This window comes from Streptomyces smyrnaeus (assembly GCF_017676345.1).
Classification (GTDB): domain Bacteria; phylum Actinomycetota; class Actinomycetes; order Streptomycetales; family Streptomycetaceae; genus Streptomyces; species Streptomyces smyrnaeus.
Genome location: NZ_JAFFZM010000026.1, coordinates 1 through 18,659 on the forward strand (window position 1 = coordinate 1; position 18,659 = coordinate 18,659).

Below are 18,659 nucleotides of genomic sequence, written 5' to 3' on the forward strand. Positions count from 1 at the left end.
GGGGCCCAAGTGGGCCCCCTCAACCATTGGAGGCGGGGGTCATCGCCAGGTGCTGCCCGCGAAGTGGAGGTCTTCCAGGGCGTCGAGGACAACGGTGCGCTGGTACCACTCCAGCCAACGCCCGGCCTGCAGACTCATCTCGTCCAGGGCCCGCGCCTGCGCAGCCGTCAAAGCGCGTACCGGCCGCTCGTGGTGGGTGGAGACGATGCCCTCCACCTGCCCGGAGGGCACGACCAGCGGCGTGCTGTGACACCCGCGGCTGCCGGCGGCGAGAACCGCTTCCCTGGCGGGCTCGTCGAAGACGGTGTCGGTGGCCACGTCCGTGACGGTCACCCGGGTGACCTGCTGCGAAGCCTGGGCGCAGGAGGTGCCGTCCTTGCCGACGCGGTCGAAGAACTCCAGGAAGTCGTCGTCCAGTCCGCGGTGCTTCTCGATCCGCAGGTCGCCGGTGACCGGGTCGACGAGCTGCACGTTGCCCATGCTCGTCTCGGCCACCTCCATGCTGTGGCGCAGCACGGCGGAGAGGACCTCGGCGGCGTTGGCGGAGGCGGCCCGCAGCCCGCGGGCGAAGGTCAGCGGGGGAGCGGTGAGCCGTTTGCGGCCGGGGAACCACTCGGAGTCGTAGGAGCGGGGGGCGGGGACGGTCACCACGGCGGTGGCGAGGGTGCGCAGCCGTACGTTGAACCGCTGCGAGCTGGCCTCCAGGAGGGCGAACGCCGCCCGGTCGTCGGGCAGTCGGTAGCGCTCCTCCAGGATGCCCAGGGCGCGGGAGATCAGGGGGTGGGTGCGGGACTTGGCCCGCAGATGGCGCACTTCCGCGCGCAGCCGGATCAGTTCTTCGGCCGGTGCGGCGGCCGGTGCGGCGGCCGGTGCCGGGTGCTGGGCCGCGGTGGTGACGGCCAGGCCCCCGGGCCCGCCGGTCTGCTCCGGTCGCCTCGGTGCGGGCACACCGACGCCGAGGCCGGATCCGACGGCGGCCGGGTCGAGGCCGGATCCGACGGCGGCCGGGTCGGGACCGGACCCGACTGTGGCCGGGTCGGGGCCGGCGCAGCTGGTGGTCGCCTCGGCGACGGAGTCCACGACGGTGAGGGCGGCGTCCTCGGTCAGCACGCGGGCGATCCGGGGATCGGTGGTGGCCGTCAGCAGTCTGTTGCCGCGTTCCTCCAGGGCGTGTGCGGCGGCGACCAGCGCGCGGACGCCGGCGGCGGAGACCCTGGCGACCAGGGCGAGGTCGATGACCACGGCGGTGCAGCCGGGGGCGGGCCGGGCGGCCGTGCGCAGCGCCGGATGGTCGGCGCCGGTGATGTCGCCCTCCGCGCGTACCACCCACAGACCGTCCCCGCCCGGCAGCCGCACCATTTCCGCCCGTGCGAAGTCAGGGCCGCTTGTATTGCTCATACCGCGTCCTTCTTCCTCCCCGGAACATTTGCAGCATGACAAAGGTACTCACTTGTCGGGCGGCACGGCAGCTCGGTCCCCGCCGGGGGGCGGGGGAGGTGCGGAAAGCGGGGCCGAAGAGGGGACGGCACCCCTCTTGTCGGCGGTCGGTGGGCGCCCCACCGTATGGGCATGGACCTGGAACTGCGACACCTCAAGGTCGTCTCGGCCATTGCCGAGGCGGGGAGTCTGACGCGGGCCGCGACCGGGTTGGGGCTGGCGCAGCCCGCGCTGAGTGCGCAGCTGAAGCGGATGGAGCGGGCGCTGGGCGGCGAGCTGTTCGTGCGGGGCCCGCACGGGGTGCGCCCCACCGAGCTGGGGGAGCTGGTGCTGGAGCGGGCGCGGCTGCTGGTGCCCGCGGTCGCCGAGCTGCAGGAGGAGGCGCGCCGGTTCAGCCGCAGGCGGGCGGCGGGTGGGGGCGGGCCGGTCCGCTACCGGCTCGGCGGTACGCACGGGCCGCTGCTGGGCGGTCTGGTGGACCGGCTGGCCTCCGCCTGTCCGGCCGCGTCGGTGACGACGTACACCTCGTGGTCGTCCCGGGAGCTGGCCGGTCTGGTGGCGCAGGGCAGGATCGATTACGCGCTGACGGGGGTGTGCGGGCCGAGCCGGCCGCCGTCGGTGGCGGGCGGGGCCGCGTTGGTGTGGCGCCGGGTGGCCACCGATCCGGTGTTCGTGATGCTGCCGGAGGGGCATGCGTTAGCCGCTTGCGAGGAGGTGCCGCTGGAGGAGTTGGCGGGCGCGTGCTGGACCAATGTGCCGGGGGACGGCTGCTTCGCGGAGTGTTTCGCGGCGGCGTGTGCGCGGGCCGGGTTCACACCGGAGGCGGTGTACGAGACGGACACCGCCTCCTGTGTGCATCTGGTGCAGGTGGGGCGTGCTGTGGGCCTGTGCCGGGCGACCTTCCCGCCGACTCCCGGTCTGGTGACCCGGGCTCTGCGCGGGTCGCCCCTGATGTGGCGGCATGTGCTGGGCTGGCATCCGGATTCGCCCGCCGCCGAGGTGGCCGAGACCGTCCTGGCGCACGCCCGTGCCGTGCACACCAGCGCCGCCGAGCTGAGCCCCAGCTACACCCGCTGGCGGCGGCTGCGTGAGGCCGCGCCGTGACGCCGGGCGGACGGCAGCGCGTCCGCGTGTCACATTCCGGTGCCCTGGATCCGTCGTACGGGTGACGAAGCGAGAGCGCCTCCGGTGCCGGGAGCGCCGAAGGTGGGACACAGGGAGCGAGAGATGACCGCACGGATGCCCAACCCCGCGACGCTGCTGCCCCAGGTCAACGAGCACATCCAGGGGCTGCTGAAGAGCGTCCAGGGTTCGGGGGTGGACAGGAGCACGCTGGAGCTGGTCCATCTGCGTGCCAGCCAGATCAACGCCTGTGGTTTCTGCGTGGACCTGGGCACCCGTACCGCCCGCAAGTCGGGCGAGAGCGATCAGCGGCTGCACGCGGTGGCCGCGTGGCGCGACACCCCGTACTTCACGGAGGCGGAGCGGGCCGCCCTCGCACTGGCCGAGGCGGCGACGCGACTGGCGGACCGTTCGGACGCGGTCCCGGACGAGGTGTGGGACGAGGCGGCCCGGCACTTCGAGGACGAGCAGCTCGCCGGGCTGTTGCTGATGATCGGTGTCACCAATCTCTTCAACCGGCTCAACGTGCCGGTCCGGCAGCCCTCCGACCAGCAGGACTGGTAGGACCGCCGCCTTCACCCGGGGCCCGTCGGACGCCATGTGCGCCCGGCGGGACCCCGCTCCCGTACCGCCGTGTCCCCCGACGGCAGAATTGGGCGGGTACGGGAGTGACAGCTCGGGTGAGAGGGGCAGCGTGTGCCGGCGGAAGACGCACCCGGCGAAAGAGCCGACAAAGCCGGAGCGGCGGAAGGGAACGGCCGAGCGGTCGAGGGGGATGTCGAGAGGGACGTGGTCGCCCGGGTGCTGGGCCAGTGGCGGGAGGTGCTGCCCGATCTCGACACCGAGCCGATCGGGGTCGTCGGCCGCCTGACCAGGTGCGCGGCGCTGCTGCGGCAGGCGTCGGACGCGCCGCTGGTCCGGGAGGGCTTCTCGCGTCCGGAGTTCGACATCCTCAGCGCGCTGCGCCGTGAGGACCGCGAACTGACCCCCGGCCGGCTGGCGCGGGAGACGTACGCCTCGGGCACGGCCGTCACCAAGCGGGTGCGAACCCTGGAGGAGCGGGGGCTGATCGAGCGACGTGCGGACGCGCGGGACCGCCGGGTCGCCCATCTGTCGCTGACCGCGAGCGGCCGCGAGCTGGTGGACCGGATCATGCCGGAGCAGGTGGCGTACGAGCGGTCGCTGCTGGCGGGGCTGGGCGAGGAGCAGCGGGACGGGCTCGCCCGGATGCTGGGCGAACTGCTGCGGCTGCTGGAGGGCCGCGAGCAGGCGGGTGCGGGCGCACGGCACTGAGGCCTCGGGGCCCGCGCCCGCTCAGCGGGCGCCCTTGACCACCAGGCTCTCCAGGAGTTCGTCGGTGGCTGCGGTGATCCGCTCGACGGCGAGGTCGAAGGCAGCCTGGTTGTGCGCGGCCGGGGCGCGGAATCCGGACACCTTGCGGACGTACTGGAGGGCGGCGGCCCGCACGTCCTGCTCGGTGACGACTTCGGCGTAGGGCGGACGCAGGGTCCGAATGCTTCTGCACATACTTCCGACGGTACGTTCCGTCCCCGCGAACTCGCCTGTTCGGGTGATGCGAGGTACGGTGAAAAGGCCGTGACGTGGGAATACGTCGCTCCGTTCCCGGAAGGGAGGGCGGGCCATGCAGACCACGACGGGACTGCTCGGCGAGCTGACCCCCGAGCAGCGAGAGCGGGTGCGCTCCTTGGGATACGAAGTGCACTTCGATGCCGGGGAACGGATCTTCGAGGAGGGCTCGAAGGCCGAACGCTTCTGGATACTGCACACCGGTTCGGCGACGCTGGCCATGCACATTCCCGGACACCGTGACGTGGCCATCGACCATGTCCGCCACGGGGAACTGCTCGGCTGGTCGTGGATGTTCCAGCCGTATGTGTGGTCACTCGCCGCCCAGGCGGACAGTCCGGTGCGTGCGCTGGAGTTCGACGCGCTCTCGGTGCGGGTGCTGTGCGAGGAGGACAAGGCGCTGGGCCTGGCGATGACCAGGACCGTCGCGGCGGTGATGGGTGACAGACTGCAACGCTGCCGTGCCCGGCTGGTGGACCTGTTCGGGCCGTACGCCCCGCAGGACCGCGCGGCGGGCCCGATCTGACGGACCCGTCCGAAGCGGGCCCGGTCCGATCCGGGGCCCGGCTGTCGGCTGTCGGGTCACCCGGCGTCCTGCTCCGGCACCGGCACCGCGTCCGCCGCCCCCACCGGGTCCGGGGCGCCGATCACCTCCCGGCCTCCCGCCAGGGGACCTGAGCCGGGCAGTCCGTCCTGCGCGTGCGCGGCGCCCGCTCCGGCGGCGGCGCCCGCGTCCCCGGCGACGGTCGGCTCGGCGAGGTAGGGCATGACCCGGCCGGCCATCATCGCGGCGAGCCCGTTGACGGCGCACAGTTCCGGCTCCTCCGCCACCTGGACGGCCATCCCGGTGTGTTCCCGCAGCTGGTCGGCGAGACCGGGCAGCCGTGCGGTGCCGCCCGCCAGCACCATGCCGCGCTCGGCGAGGTCGGCCACCAGGTCGGGCGGGCAGCGGTGCAGGACGACGCGGATGGTGTCCATGAGGCCCGTGAGCGGGGTCTGGATGGCCCCGCGCACCTCCTCCGGGTCGATGGTGACGGTGCGGGCGAGTCCGGAGACCACATCGCGCCCCTGCACCTCGATGGGGTGGGTGTAGACGCCGTTGCCGACCCCGCCGCTGCCCAGCAGCGCCAGGTGGAGCGGGCGGACGTCCTGGCTGGGCAGCAGCAACTCGTGCCGGTTGCGCAGGTACTGCACCACGGAGTGGTGGATGGTCTCCCCGCCCAGGCCGACCGTGCCCCCCGCGACGACGGCGCCCAGCGAGACCACCGCGACCTGCGTGGTGGTCGTCCCGCACACCAGCACCATCGCTCCCTCCGGGTGGGCGACCGGCAGCCCGCTGCCGATCGCCGCGGCGATCGGGGTCTCCACCAGTTCGACGTGGCGCGCGCCCACCCCGGCGAGTGTCTCGACGGCGGCGCGGCGCATCAGCGGGTCGGCGTCGTGCGGGACGGTGGCCAGGGCCCGCTGCATGGTCCGACGCCGTTTGAGGCCGTGCAGCTTCTCGCCGACGAGCGTCCGCACCATCCGCCGGGCCATGTCGATGTCCACCACGTGGCCGTTGGCGACGGGCCGGATGACCTGGATGTGCTGCGGCGTACGGCCGTCCATCCGCTCCGCCGCCTCGCCGACCGCGATCAGACTGCCGGAGTGGTTGTTCACCGCGACGACCGACGGCTGGTCGACGATGAGTCCCGCCCCCTTCGCGTAGACGCGGGTCCTGGCCGCCCCCAGGTCGACGGCGACGGAGCAGCGGGTCAGGGACTCAAGGCTGGAGCTACTCATGGCGCTCGTGTCCTTCCGGAAGCGGCTGGCGTGGGCCGGTGGACCGTCCCTGGGGACGGTGCCGAGGACGGTCCACAGCTCAGCCTGTGCCCGCGGGTCACCCCGCGCGCGCCGAGCGCGTCCGGCGGGGTGACGGCGCCTCGGCGCGTCAGGCCACGGTTGTCACCTCGGCGCCGTCCTGCGTCTCCCGGAACTGCGTCCGGTACAGCTGCTCGTACCGTCCGCCGGCGGCCAGCAGTTCCTCGTGGGTGCCCCGCTCCACGATCCGGCCCTCCTCCAGGACGAGGATCTGGTCGGCGGCCCGTACGGTGGACAGCCGGTGCGCGATCACCAGGGAGGTTCGGCCCTGCAGCGCCTCACCGAGCGCCTCCTGCACGGCGGCCTCCGAGGTGGAGTCCAGGTGGGCGGTGGCCTCGTCCAGCAGCACCAGCCGGGGCCTGGCCAGCAGCAGTCGGGCGATGGTCAGCCGCTGCCGCTCACCGCCGGAGAGCCGGTAGCCCCGCTCGCCGACGAGGGTGTCCAGGCCGTCCGGGAGGGCGGCGACGAGGCCGTCGAGGCGGGCCCGGCGCAGCGCGGACCACAGCTCCTCGTCGGTGGCGTCGGGGCGGGGGAAGAGCAGATTGGCGCGGATGGTGTCGTGGAAGAGGTGGCCGTCCTGGGTGACCATGCCGAGCGTCTGCCGGATCGTGGCCGCGCTCAGGTCGCGGACGTCCTTGCCCGCGAGCCGTACGGCGCCGCTGTCCACGTCGTAGAGGCGGGGGACCAGCGAGGCGAGGGTGGATTTGCCGGCGCCCGAGGAGCCCACGAGGGCGATCATCTGTCCTGGCTCGGCGCGGAAGGAGATGCCGTGCAGCACCTCCTCGCCGCCCCTGGTGTCGAGCGTGGCGACCTCTTCCAGGGATGCGAGGGAGACCTTGTCGGGGGAGGGGTAGCTGAAGTGGACGTCTTCGAACTCCACGGAGACGGGACCGGCGGGCACCTCTTCGGCGTCGGGCTTCTCCTCGATGAGCGGCTTGAGGTCGAGCACCTCGAAGACCCGCTGGAAGCTGACCAGCGCGCTCATCACTTCCACCCGGGCGCTGGCCAGTGCGGTGAGCGGCGCGTACAGGCGGGTGAGCAGCAGCGCGAGGGAGACGACGGCGCCGGGGTCGAGGTCGCCGCGCAGTGCGTGGTAGCCGCCGAGCCCGTAGACGACGGCGAGCGCGAGGGCGGCCATCAGGGTCAGCGCGGTGAAGAAGACCTCCTGGACCATGGCGGTGCGCACGCCGATGTCGCGTACGCGGTCGGCACGGGCGGCGAACTCGGCGGACTCCTCGACCGGGCGCCCGAACAGTTTGACGAGGGTGGCGCCGGGGGCGGAGAAGCGCTCGGTCATCTGGGTGCTCATCTGTGCGTTGTGGTCGGCCCGCTCCCGCTCCAGCCGGGCGAGCCGGGCGCCCATCCGCCGGGCGGGCACCACGAACAGCGGCAGCAGCACCAGGGTGAGCAGGGTGATCTGCCAGGAGAGGTTGAACATCACCACGAGTGTCAGCAGCAGGGTGACGAGGTTGCTGAAGACCGTCGAGAGGGTGGAGGAGAAGGCGCGCTGCGCACCGATGACATCGTTGTTGAGACGGCTGACCAACGCGCCGGTACGGGTGCGGGTGAAGAAGGCCACCGGCATCCGCTGCACATGGTCGTAGACGGAGGTACGCAGATCGAGGATGAGTCCCTCCCCGATGCGCGCGGACAGCCAGCGGGTCAGAATGCCGACTCCGGCCTCTGCCAGGGCGATGGCCGCGATCAGGCCGGCCAGCAGCAGCACCGTGCTGCTGGAGTCGCTCTTGCCGCCGCCGGGTGGCGACGCTCCCTGGTCGATCACGTTCACCACTTGTCCGGCGAGCAGCGGTGTGGCCACCGTGAGCACGGCGAGCACGCTGCTGAGCAGCATGAACGCGACCAGCTTGCGGTGGTGGCGGTGCGCGAAGCGAATGACACGGCGGACCGTGGTCGCGGAGAAGGGGTGCTGGTCCTGGTGGGCGTGGCGCGCGTTGTAGAGCGCGTGCCAGGCGGTCATCTCCATGCTCATGGAAGGACGCTAGAACTTGAAGAGAACTTCAAGTCAAGGGCCCTGACCGGCTGTGATGACCCTGCGACCCCGGGTCGTGCACGTGCATCCGCACATGCATCAGTACGTGAACGAAGTTATGATCCCGGGAAGTTGGCAGTTGACGGCTGCATGACCCGGTCCCGCACATTCGACCCCTCAGGAGATCCAAGTGCCCGATGCGTTCAACGGCATGGCCGCCAGGGACCTGGAGGGGGTCGTATGGCGAAAGAGCCGGTTCAGCAACTCGCAGGGAACCTGTGTCGAGTTCGCCAAGCTGCCCAACGGGGACATCGCGGTGCGCAACTCCCGCTTCCCCGACGGGCCCGCGCTGATCTACACGCCCGCCGAGGTGAAGGCGCTGCTCCTCGGTGTCAAGGACGGTGAGTTCGACGACCTGGTGGTTCACTGAGCACCGACCCCTCGCGGGTCTCGCGGCCGAGCCGGAAGAGCGCCCAGACGATCTTCCCGGCGAGCGGCCCGGAGAGGGGGTGCCAGCCCCAGGCGTCGCTGAAGGAGTCGACCAGGCACAGTCCGCGGCCCGACTCCGCCGTGAAGCCGGGCACCTCGAACTCCTCGGAGTCCAAGGCGCCCAACGCGTCGAACGCGTCTACGGCTTCCACGGCGCCCCCGTGTCCCCCGTTTCCCCCGTTTCCGGGGACCCGCTCGCGGCCGAGCGGATCCCCGAGCCCAAGGGGGTCCCCGACGGGCGGGAAACCCCCTCGATCCATGGAGCCCCCGTACTCCATGGAGTCCGGGAGTGCCGTGCGGCCCCCGTGACCGCCGAGCATCCCGGGGTCCTCCCCGAATCCCCCGTGGGCCCCCCGATGGGCGGCACGTCGTACGGCCGTCGTGTCGGGCGGTCGATCGCTGGGATCCCGTACGGCACAGACCAGCCGGGCCGACCAGCGCATCAGATGCAGCCGGACCGGTGGGTCGCCCTCGTCCCCCGACGCCGCCCCGTGATCGGCGCCGGGGGCCAGGCCGTGCCGCATGGCGTTGGTCACCAGTTCGGAGACCACCAGCGCCACGTCGTCGAACTGTTCGGTCAGGCCCCAGCGCTGGAGCGTCCTTCGGGTGAACTTCCGGGCGCTGGAGACCGCTTCGTAACACGGCGGCAGCGCGCAGGAAGCGGAGCCGGAGACCGAGGCGGCACCCGGCGTGGGGAGCCCCTCCCATAAGGGCTCCAGCACCGTCGATCCTTCGGTCCCCAACAAGGGCCACTCCTGGCGTCAGCGGCAGTTGATGATCCTGCGCGGATCCTGTCGGCCGTGCTTCCCCGCCTGGTGCGGGGCGTCACAGCGCAACCCGCGCGGCCAACTTCCTTGCCGACGGGTCCACTTGTGCCATCCCCATGGTTCCCAATGCCCACAGCAGATGCAAGGGCAGATGCACGTGCACGAGAGACTTTCGATCGTGTGTAATCGGGCGGGCACGCAACGGAGCGCGGGGATGGCACACTTCCCTTCAAGCAGGGGTGGAGGGCTGATCGAAATGACAGCAGAATCGGCACAGAGCGGCACCGGAGGGGCGAAGGGGGCGAACAGCTCCAGCGGCTCGATGGTCCGGCGCATCCTGCTCGGATCCCAGCTCAGAAGGTTGCGCGAGGCCCGCGGCGTCACCCGCGAGGCTGCCGGCTACTCGATCCGGGCCTCCGAGTCCAAGATCAGCCGGATGGAGCTGGGCCGGGTCAGTTTCAAGGCCCGGGACGTGGAGGATCTGCTCACGCTCTACGGCGTCACCGACGACGCCGAGCGTGAACCCCTCCTCGGTCTGGCCCGGGACTCCAGCGTCGCCGGCTGGTGGCACAACTACAGCGATGTGCTGCCTGGCTGGTTCCAGACCTACGTCGGACTGGAGGGCGCCGCCTCACACATCAGTACGTACGAGGTCCAGTTCGTGCACGGTCTGCTGCAGACCGGCGAGTACGCACACGCCGTCGTCGCCGCCGGACACCGCACCCCGCTGGCCGAGGAGGAGGTCGAACGCCGCGTCGCGCTCCGCCTGGAGCGGCAGAAGCTGCTGCTCGGCGAGAACGCCCCCGACCTGGTCTGCGTCCTCGACGAGGCAGCCCTGCGCCGCCCGTTCGGCAGCAAAGCCATCATGGAGGCCCAGCTCGCCCACCTCGCCGAGATCTCCGAGCAGCCCAATGTGCGGCTGCACGTCGTCCCGTTCGAACTCGGCGGGCACGCCGCCGAGTCCGGCGCCTTCACCCTGCTGCGGTTCCCCGAGTCCGACCTCAACGACATCGTCTACCTCGAACAGCTCACCAGTGCGCTGTACCTGGACAAGCGGGACGAGGTGTCACAGTACGACCAGGTGCTGCGGCGGCTGGTGGATATCAGCCTTTCTCCCGAACACACCCGGGATCACCTCCACAGAATCCGCCAACTCCTGTGACTCGCCGGTACGATGACCAAGCAGCAGCATCTCCTTCAACCCCCAGAAGGAATGGCATGTCCTACTTCACGGATCTGGCACTCCAGTGCATAGACGGCGAGTGGCGTCCCGGCAGCGGCTCCTGGGACATCATCGACTTCAACCCGTACAACGGGGAGAAACTCGCCTCCATCACCGTCGCCACACGCGACGAGGTGGACGAGGCGTACCGCGCGGCAGCACGCGCGCAGCGTGAGTGGGCGGCCACCAACCCGTACACCCGCAGACGCGTCTTCGAGCGGGCGATCCGGGTCATCGAGGAGAGCGAGCCGCAGATCACCGAGGCCATCATCGCCGAGCTGGGCGGTACCCGGCACAAGGCGGCCTTCGAGATCCACATGGTCAAGGAGTTCTTCCGCGAAGCGCTCCAGCTCTCGCTCAATCCGCTCGGCGAGATCCTGCCGTCCTCGGTCCCCGGCAAGGAGAACCGCGTCTACCGCGACCCGGTCGGGGTCGTGGGCATCATCTCGCCGTTCAACTACCCCTTTCTGCTGGCGGTGAAGTCGGCCGCGCCCGCGCTCGCGCTGGGCAACGCCGTCCTTCTCAAGCCGCACCAGTCGACGCCCGTGTGCGGTGGCACCCTGGTCGCCAAGGTGCTGGAGGACGCCGGGCTGCCGCCGGGGCTGGTGAACGTCGTCATCACCGACAGCGCGGAAATCGGCGACACCCTGATCGAGCACCCGGTGCCCAAGGTGATCTCCTTCACCGGCTCCGACCGCGTCGGCCGCCATGTGGCCACCGTCGCCGGCCGCAACTTCAAGCGCGTCATCCTCCAACTCGGCTCCAACAGCGGCCTGGTGGTGCTGGACGACGCCGATGTGGACTACGCCGTGGACGCCGCGGTCTACAGCCGCTTCGTCAACCAGGGCCAGCTGTGCATGGCGGCCAACCGGATCATCGTGGACCGGCGTCTGGAGCCGGAGTTCACCGCCAAGTTCGTCGAGCGGGTCAGCCGGCTGGTGGTGGGCGACCCGGAGGACCCTCGGACGCACATCGGCCCGCTCATCAACTCCCGCCAGGCGGAGCGGGTGACGGCCATCGTCGAGCAGGCCCTCGCCGAAGGAGCCACGGCGCTGCTGCACGGCGCGGTCGACGGCAACCTCGTCTCGCCCAGCGTGCTGACGGACCTGCCCAGGAACTCACCGCTGCTGCACGAGGAGATTTTCGGGCCGGTCGCGCTGATCATCCCGGTGGACGGCGAGGAGGAGGCCGTGCGGGTCGCCAACGACACTCCCTACGGGCTCGCGGGTGCGGTGCACAGCGCCGACATCGAGCGCGGCATCGCGGTCGCCCGCCGGATCGAGGCGGGCATGGTGCACGTCAACGACTCGACGGTGGCGGACGAGCCGACCGTGCCCTACGGCGGGGAGAAGCTCTCGGGCCTCGGCAGGCTGAACGGGCCCCAGGTGGTGGAGGCGTTCACCACCACGCGGTGGGTCTCCATCCAGCGGGAGCGCAGCGAGTTCCCCTTCTGACCCTGACCGGCGGGCGTGCTCCTTCCGGGAGCACGCCCGGGAAGGGGCAGGAGGGCCCGCCATCGGGACCATCGAGGACAGGAACTGACCACAACGCGTCATAACTTGTGGTCAGCAGCCGGGGAGCAGGCGTCCCGGTCCGATCCGAGAGGTGGCGAGCAATATGCCGGTAGTCGTCAAGGCCGAGCAGCGCGGTGACGAGCGCGGAGCACTCCTGGCCTATCTGGAGGCCCAGCGCGGCGGTGTCCGCCGCGCCCTGCACGGCCTCACCGAGGAGCAGGTCCGCAGCGCCCCCGCCGCCAGCGAACTGTCGTTGGCCGGGCTCCTCAAGCACGTCACCGTGGTCGAGAGCGGCTGGCTGCGCACCTTCCGGGGCATCGAGGCCACCGAGGAGGAGAAGAAGGCGGAGTGGGAGCACAGCTTCGCCCCCTCCACCGAGGAGACCGTCGAGGTGCTGCTCGAGCGCAGTGAGCGGATCGCCGCCGAGACCGAGAAGGCGGTCGGTGAGCTCTCCTCGCTCGACGAGACCTTCGTGGTACCGCCCGCCCCGTGGGACAAGGGCGGCGAGTTCTCCTGGCGCTGGGGTCTGCTGCACCTGATCGAGGAGTACGCGCGGCACGCCGGGCACGCCGACATCGTCCGGGAGACGATCGACGGCAAGGGCGCCTTCGACCTGGTGTTCGAGACCGGCGCGATGCCCGAGCCGGACTGGTCCGCGTTCGGCGGCGAGGCCGGGCAGTACGACACCGGACAGGGCGACACCGGGCAGGACGACGCCGGCCGGCGCTGAACCCGCGCGGCTGCTCCCCGCCGCCCGGCCCCGCATAAGGTGGTGCTTGACAACAGCAACGACGGTGTGACGGGGCAGGGGAGCGCAAAGCGATGTCGGCGATCCGGCTGCTGGTGCTGGGAGACGTGCGCCTGCGCGGGCGGGCGCACGGCTACCAGGTCCGCAACGACCTGGGGTTCTGGGGCGCCCATGAGTGGTCCACCGCCAAGCCGGGGTCGATCTACCACGCCCTCAAACAGCTGGCCAAGCAGGGCCTGTTGGTGGCCCACGACACCGCCCCCAGCACGGTGGGCGGCCCGCCCCGCACCGAGTACGAGATCACCGAAGCCGGCGAGGCGGAGTTCTTCCGGCTGCTGCGGTACGCGCTGACCGCCATTCAGGAGAAGCAGGAGCTGCTGACCTCCGCTGTCGGCTTCCTCGTGGACCTGCCCCGCGAGGAAGCCGTCGCGCTGCTGAAGGAGCGGGTCGCCGCACTGGAGAGCTGGCGCCGCGAGATCACCCGGGACTGGACCCCGGACGGCGGCGCCCCGCGGGAGTGGGGGCACATCGCGGAGATCATGAAGCTGTGGGTGCACACCGCCGACAGCGACGCCGCCTGGGCCCGCGATCTGATCGCCCGGCTGGAGGACGGTGCCTTCGTGATGGCGGGCGAGGGCGAACGCGACCTCAGCGTGCTGACGGACCGGCCACCGCTGTGAGGGCGCGCCGGCGCCCGGCCCGGGAAATACGGCTTGCACCTCACGTGACGTGAGGGAGCACCGTGGATGCCCGTAAGCGACCGCAGCGAGCAAGGAGGCGGAAGTGAGCCACTCCGTCGGACAGGTCGCCGGTTTCGCCGGTGTCACGGTGCGCACCCTGCACCACTACGACGAGATCGGGCTGCTGGTTCCCGGGGACCGTACGGCGGTCGGGCACCGGCGGTACACCGACGCCGACCTGGACCGGCTGCAGCAGATCCTCTTCTACCGGGAACTCGGCTTCCCGCTGGAGCAGATCGCCGCGCTGCTGGACGACCCGACAGCCGATCCGGTCGGCCATCTGCGCCGGCAGCACGAGCTGCTGACGGCGCGGATCGACCGGCTCATGGAGATGGCCGCCGCCGTGGAACGCGCTATGGAGGCACGCAAAATGGGCATCAATCTCACCCCCGAGGAAAAGTTCGAGGTGTTCGGGGACTTCGACCCGGACGAGCACGCGGAGGAGGCCGAACGGCGCTGGGGCAACACCGAGGAGTACCGCGAGACCCGGCGCCGCGCGGCCACGTACACCAAGGAGGACTGGAAGGCGCTGAAGCGCGAGAGCGACGAGATCCACCAGGCGATCGCCGACCGGATGACGGCCGGCGACCCGCCCGACGCGCCCGAGGTGGTCGCCCTCGCCGAGCGGCACCGGCTGTTCATCTCCCGCAGCAGCTACACATGCGACCACGAGATGCACACCCGGCTCGGTGAGATGTACGTCCAGGACGAGCGGTTCACCGCCACCTACGAGGCGATCGCACCGGGCATGGCCCGGTACATGCGGGACGCCATCGCGGCGAACGCCGCGCAGTGGGCGTAGTCCGCACGCACCGACCGACACGCCGTCCGTCCCCTTCCGACGCGGCCCGATTTCCGGCTGAAGGCCCCCTGTACAGGTGCTGTACAGGGGGCCTTCGGCGCGGGGTCGTCGGCACGTGCTCCACTGTGAGGTAGCACGCTTCCGTTCCGTGGAACAGTCCCCCTCGGGCACGGCGTTGGTCGTGTGACACTGCTGGAGAGCGAGGGAAGGAGCGGACAGAGAGTGGTGGGGCAGTCCAAGGGAAACGGCGACGCCGCAGAGCAGGGTGGTGAGCCGGAGGACGCCAAGCCGGTGTCCGACGAGTCGCGCAGCGCCTTCACGGCGCCCCTGGGCGTGCCGCTTCCGCCCGTACCGGAGGAGGAGCACCCGACCTCCGAGTTCACCATTCCGGAAGGACTCGTCACCCCTCCGACGAACGAACCGGGCAGCGCCTTCACGCCGCCCGAGGGCATTCCCGTCGTCGGCCCGCTGGCCAAGCCGGGCTCGCCCTGGCAGGACCGGATGCGCTCCCTGGTACGGATGCCGCTCGCCGAGCGCCCCGTGCCCGAGCGGGCCGTGCGCAGCGAGGAGGGTGCCGACAGCGGGCCCCCCGTCCCCCGCGTCCTCGACCTGACGCTTCGTATCGGCGAACTGCTGCTGGCCGGCGGCGAGGGCGCCGAGGACGTGGAAGCCGCCATGTTCGGTGTCGCCCACGCCTACGGACTCGACCGCACCGAGCCCGAGGTCACCTTCACCCTGCTGTCCATCACCCACCAGCCCTCGCTGGTCGACGACCCGGTGACGCTCAGCAGGACCGTACGCCGGCGCGGCACCGACTACACCCGGCTGTCGGGCGTCTTCGCACTCGTCGCCGACATCACCCAGGGCGAGGTGTCACTGGAGGAGGCCTACCGGCGGCTCGCCGAGATGCGCCGCAACCGGCACCCTTACTCCAAGTGGGCCCTCACCGTGGCCAGCGGCGCCCTGTCGGGCGCGGCCTCACTGCTGGTGGGCGGCGACGCGCTGGTGTTCCTGCTCGCCGCACTCGGCTCGATGCTCGGCGACCGGCTCGCCTGGCTGTGCGCCGGACGCGGGCTGCCGGAGTTCTACCAGTTCGCGGCCGCCGCCATGCCGCCGGCCGCGATAGGGGTCGGCGTCGCGCTGCTGTCCCAGCACACCGACACCCGTATCCAGGCCTCCGCGGTCATCACCGGTGGCCTCTTCGCACTGATCCCGGGGCGTGCGCTGGTCGCCGCCGTGCACGACGGACTCACCGGCTTCTACATCACCGCCGCGGCGCGGCTGCTGGAGGTCATCTACCTCATCGTCGGCATCGTCTGCGGCGTGCTGATGGTGCTGTACCTGGGCGACAGGCTGAACGCCCGGCTGACGCCCGACATCGTGCACCACACCTACCGGCCGGTCACCCAGCTGATGGCCGCCATGCTGCTGGCGCTGGCCTTCTGTGTGCTGCTCCAGCAGGAACGTCACACCGTGGTGCTGGCCACCCTCAACGGCGGCGTGGCCTGGCTGATCTTCGGCGCGCTGACCAAGGCGAACCTCACCCCGGTGCCCTCCACCGTGGTGGCCGCCGGTCTCGTCGGACTCTTCGGCCAGCTGCTGTCGCGCTACCAGTTCGCCTCGTCGCTGCCGTACATCACGGCGGCGATCGGGCCCCTGCTGCCGGGCAGCAACACCTACTTCGGGCTGCTGAACGTCGCCCAGGGCGATGTGAACAAGGGCTTCGAACACCTCGCCACGGCGGGGGCGCTCGCGCTGGCCATCGCCATCGGCGTCAACCTCGGCGGCGAACTGGCCCGCCTCTTCATCAAGACGCCCGGTCAGGAGACCCCGCTACCGGGCCGCCGCGCGGCGAAGCGGACCCGCGGGTTCTAAGGGCCCGCGCCCCGAAGGGGCGCGGGGAACTGCGCGCGCGACCTGGAGGTGCCCCTCCTCGAAGAGCTCGGGGGATCACCCGCAGCCTGCGGGACCGGGTGAGGGGCGCCCCCTCGTCTCAGTGCCCGCCCTCGGCCGCCAGCCGCTTGATGGACGCCTCGACCTCGGCCTCGGCCTCGGCACGCCCCACCCAGTTGGCGCCCTCGACCGACTTCCCGGGTTCGAGGTCCTTGTAGACCTCGAAGAAGTGCTGGATCTCCAGCCGGTCGAACTCGCTCACGTGGTGGATGTCGCGCAGATGCTCCATCCGGGGGTCGGAGGAGGGCACGCACAGCAGCTTGTCGTCGCCGCCGGCCTCGTCCGTCATACGGAACATCCCGATGGCGCGGCACTTGATGATGCACCCGGGGAAGGTGGGCTCCTCCAGCAGCACGAGCGCGTCGAGCGGGTCACCGTCCTCGCCCAGGGTGCCGTCGACGAAGCCGTAGTCCGCCGGGTACACGGTCGAGGTGAACAGGTGACGGTCCAAGCGGATGCGGCCCGTCTCGTGGTCCACCTCGTACTTGTTCCGCGAGCCCTTCGGGATCTCGATGGTGACGTCGAACTCCAAGGGAGGCTCCTCCGTATAGATCAAGATGAGATCAACACTCATCAGCACTCGTGTGCCCTGGGGGCCGTCCCCCAGAAGAACTCCAGTCTGGTGATTAAGTGTCCCCCACGCACATGTGTGCTCGCGAAAGGGGCTGGTCGAGGTGCATGACACCGGAGCGAAGGTGCGTGCCACCGCGAACCGGGCATACCGCCTCACCGTCCGAGCGGCCCGCAACGCGGCGGCCCGTACCCGTGCAGCGGCGGCTCGCACCCGTACCGCGGTGGCGGGCATCCCCGCCGCGATGGCACCCACCCGCGCCTCAGCCGCACGCGCGACCGCCCGCGCCCGCAGCGCGGCACGCGAGGCCCGGCGTCGTTGGCGGGCGGCCGCTCCGCAGCAGCGGCAGACGGTCCGGCTGGCCGCCGTCTCCGGTGCACTGGGACTCGTGGTCGCGCTCGTGGCGGTGACGGTGGCGGGGCCGTGGGACTCGGGTCAGCGTACGGCCGAGCGCGTCCGGGCAGCCCGCCTGGGGCACGGAAGTGGCACGGACCACACCCCGGGCCGCGGCGGCGCGTACCCCATGGCACCCCAGGTCCTCGCCGCCGCCGGGCCCCTACCGCGGCAGGGCACGGGGGAGGGCGGCCCGCCCAGCGGCTCCGGCGGCCGCGGTGGTACCCGCCCGGAGCGGGTACCGGCACCCACCCCCTCGGCCCTCGCCGACACCCTCGAACCCCTGATCGAGGACGGCTCGCTCGGCGCCGTACGGCACGCCTCCGTGGTGGACGCCGTCACCGGGCGGCAGCTGTTCGCCCGGAACGCGAAGGCCGTCTCGGCGCCCGCCTCCACCATCAAGCTGGCCACCGCCGTCGCCGCGCTGACCGCCCGGGGCGACACCTACCGCATCGCCACCCGCGCCGTCGGCAAGGGCGACCGCGTCACACTCGTCGGCGGCGGCGACCCCACGCTGAGCCGACGGGACCTGGCCGCCATGGCCGAACGCACGGCCCGCGCCCTCGACGAGCGCGGTGTCCACAAGGTCAGCCTCGGGTACGACACCTCCCGCTACTCGGGCACCGAACGGCACGTCATCGGCCCCAACGAGAACCTGGCCCGGGTCACCCCGCTGATGGTCGACGAGGGCCGGGCCGACCACAGCCACCACGGCCCCGCGCCGCGCGTCGCCGATCCCGCGCTGGAGGCGGCCGAGACGTTCGCCGAAGAACTCGGCGAGGAGGGCGTCACCGTCCGGGGCACGCTCGAGGAGCGGACCGCCGCCAAGGGGGCCGAGAAACTCGCCGTCCACCGCTCGGCGACGCTCGGCGCACTGGTCGAGCGGATGCTCACATACAGCGACAACGACCTCGCCGAAGCCCTCGCCCGGCAGACCGCACTCGCCCAGGGCGAACCCGCCGGCTTCAAGGGCGCGGGCCGCGCCGTACGGCACACCCTCGAAAAGCTGGGCCTGCCGGTGAAGGGCGCCCGCTTCGCGGACGGCAGCGGCCTGGACCGCTCCGACCGGGCCTCCCCCGCACTGCTCACCCGACTGCTCGCCCTGGCGGCCGACCCGGACCGGCCCCGACTGCGCCCCGTACTGACCGGACTGCCGGTGGCCGGGTTCACCGGCACTCTCGACAACCGCTACGGCGGCGAGCGCGGCGAGCCGGGGGCAGGTCTCGTACGGGCCAAAACGGGAACCCTCACCGGAGTGAACACGCTGGCCGGCACCGTGGTCGACGCCGACGGGCGGATGCTGGCCTTCGCCTTCATGACGACCGGAGCGCCCGGGCGGGACGCGGCGCACAAGTCCCTGGACCGCCTCGCCTCGGCGCTGGCCAATTGCGGCTGCCGCGATTCGCCTTCGGCGGGATGACGCCGCCTTTGCTGATGAGGGGGTGCCCCCTGCTCGAAGAGCTT

Annotated in this window: 17 protein-coding genes and 2 pseudogenes; 12 read left to right on the forward strand and 7 right to left on the reverse strand. The window is 71.5% G+C overall.

The window, feature by feature from the left end; translation table 11 throughout:
• Positions 1-39: 39 nt before the first annotated feature.
• Positions 40-1,398, reverse strand: coding sequence for an ANTAR domain-containing protein (locus tag JW613_RS30560; RefSeq protein WP_209214128.1), 1,359 nt, complete (start codon positions 1,396-1,398; stop codon positions 40-42).
• A 171-nt stretch (positions 1,399-1,569) separates the two neighbouring features.
• On the opposite strand from JW613_RS30560, the gene JW613_RS30565 reads away from it, so the two are divergent.
• The 3 genes from JW613_RS30565 (at position 1,570) to JW613_RS30575 (ending at position 3,852) form a co-directional block, all read left to right on the forward strand.
• Positions 1,570-2,541, forward strand: coding sequence for a LysR family transcriptional regulator (locus tag JW613_RS30565; protein WP_209214129.1), 972 nt, complete (start codon positions 1,570-1,572; stop codon positions 2,539-2,541).
• Between the two features lie 123 nt (positions 2,542-2,664).
• Positions 2,665-3,123, forward strand: coding sequence for a carboxymuconolactone decarboxylase family protein (locus JW613_RS30570; RefSeq protein WP_209214130.1), 459 nt, complete (start codon positions 2,665-2,667; stop codon positions 3,121-3,123).
• 132 nt (positions 3,124-3,255) lie between these two features.
• Entirely contained in the window at positions 3,256-3,852 is a 597-nt protein-coding gene (locus tag JW613_RS30575) for a MarR family winged helix-turn-helix transcriptional regulator (protein WP_209214131.1), read from the forward strand.
• A 21-nt stretch (positions 3,853-3,873) separates the two neighbouring features.
• Here the strand turns inward: JW613_RS30575 and JW613_RS30580 are convergent, their stop codons facing one another.
• Positions 3,874-4,086: a DUF2277 domain-containing protein gene (locus tag JW613_RS30580; protein ID WP_209214132.1), complete on the reverse strand. Its 213-nt coding sequence runs from the start codon at positions 4,084-4,086 to the stop codon at positions 3,874-3,876.
• A 115-nt stretch (positions 4,087-4,201) separates the two neighbouring features.
• On the opposite strand from JW613_RS30580, the gene JW613_RS30585 reads away from it, so the two are divergent.
• On the forward strand, positions 4,202-4,672 hold the full coding sequence (locus tag JW613_RS30585) for a Crp/Fnr family transcriptional regulator (RefSeq protein WP_209214133.1): 471 nt from the start codon (positions 4,202-4,204) through the stop codon (positions 4,670-4,672).
• A gap of 56 nt (positions 4,673-4,728) precedes the next feature.
• Here the strand turns inward: JW613_RS30585 and JW613_RS30590 are convergent, their stop codons facing one another.
• Positions 4,729-5,928 carry a rod shape-determining protein gene (locus tag JW613_RS30590; RefSeq protein WP_209214134.1) on the reverse strand — a complete coding sequence of 400 codons (1,200 nt, stop codon included), beginning with the start codon at positions 5,926-5,928 and terminating at the stop codon, positions 4,729-4,731.
• A 148-nt stretch (positions 5,929-6,076) separates the two neighbouring features.
• Entirely contained in the window at positions 6,077-7,996 is a 1,920-nt protein-coding gene (locus JW613_RS30595) for an ABC transporter ATP-binding protein (protein WP_209214135.1), read from the reverse strand.
• 190 nt (positions 7,997-8,186) lie between these two features.
• On the opposite strand from JW613_RS30595, the gene JW613_RS30600 reads away from it, so the two are divergent.
• The gene (locus tag JW613_RS30600) at positions 8,187-8,426 is read left to right on the forward strand and encodes a DUF397 domain-containing protein (RefSeq protein WP_209214136.1); all 240 of its coding nucleotides are present in this window, start codon (positions 8,187-8,189) and stop codon (positions 8,424-8,426) included.
• Here the strand turns inward: JW613_RS30600 and JW613_RS36120 are convergent.
• Positions 8,389-8,577 (reverse strand): annotated as a pseudogene (locus JW613_RS36120) (ATP-binding protein); the annotation flags it as partial. The gene JW613_RS30600 and the pseudogene JW613_RS36120 sit on opposite strands and share 38 nt — an antisense overlap.
• 252 nt (positions 8,578-8,829) lie before the next feature.
• Positions 8,830-9,207: pseudogene (locus JW613_RS36125) on the reverse strand (ATP-binding protein); the annotation flags it as partial.
• Positions 9,208-9,508: 301 nt separating this feature from the next.
• Here JW613_RS36125 and JW613_RS30610 point away from each other — a divergent pair.
• From JW613_RS30610 to JW613_RS30635, 6 genes are all read left to right on the forward strand, one after another.
• Entirely contained in the window at positions 9,509-10,414 is a 906-nt protein-coding gene (locus JW613_RS30610) for a Sco1979 family transcriptional regulator (protein WP_245226563.1), read from the forward strand.
• Positions 10,415-10,470: 56 nt separating this feature from the next.
• Positions 10,471-11,928 (forward strand): aldehyde dehydrogenase family protein, encoded by a 1,458-nt coding sequence (locus JW613_RS30615; protein ID WP_099883290.1) that lies wholly within the window; start codon positions 10,471-10,473, stop codon positions 11,926-11,928.
• Positions 11,929-12,091: 163 nt separating this feature from the next.
• Positions 12,092-12,718, forward strand: a complete 627-nt coding sequence (locus tag JW613_RS30620) for a DinB family protein (protein WP_209214138.1) — start codon at positions 12,092-12,094, stop codon at positions 12,716-12,718.
• Positions 12,719-12,810: 92 nt separating this feature from the next.
• Positions 12,811-13,416, forward strand: a complete 606-nt coding sequence (locus tag JW613_RS30625) for a PadR family transcriptional regulator (RefSeq protein WP_209214139.1) — start codon at positions 12,811-12,813, stop codon at positions 13,414-13,416.
• A 103-nt stretch (positions 13,417-13,519) separates the two neighbouring features.
• Entirely contained in the window at positions 13,520-14,278 is a 759-nt protein-coding gene (locus JW613_RS30630) for a MerR family transcriptional regulator (RefSeq protein ID WP_209214140.1), read from the forward strand.
• A gap of 222 nt (positions 14,279-14,500) precedes the next feature.
• Positions 14,501-16,153, forward strand: coding sequence for a threonine/serine exporter family protein (locus JW613_RS30635; RefSeq protein ID WP_209214141.1), 1,653 nt, complete (start codon positions 14,501-14,503; stop codon positions 16,151-16,153).
• 118 nt (positions 16,154-16,271) lie between these two features.
• Here the strand turns inward: JW613_RS30635 and JW613_RS30640 are convergent, their stop codons facing one another.
• Positions 16,272-16,763 (reverse strand): inorganic diphosphatase, encoded by a 492-nt coding sequence (locus JW613_RS30640; protein ID WP_099883295.1) that lies wholly within the window; start codon positions 16,761-16,763, stop codon positions 16,272-16,274.
• Between the two features lie 283 nt (positions 16,764-17,046).
• Here JW613_RS30640 and dacB point away from each other — a divergent pair, with 283 nt between their 5' ends.
• Positions 17,047-18,615, forward strand: a complete 1,569-nt coding sequence (gene dacB, locus JW613_RS30645; protein WP_209214182.1) for a D-alanyl-D-alanine carboxypeptidase/D-alanyl-D-alanine endopeptidase — start codon at positions 17,047-17,049, stop codon at positions 18,613-18,615.
• The last annotated feature ends 44 nt before the right edge of the window (positions 18,616-18,659 follow it).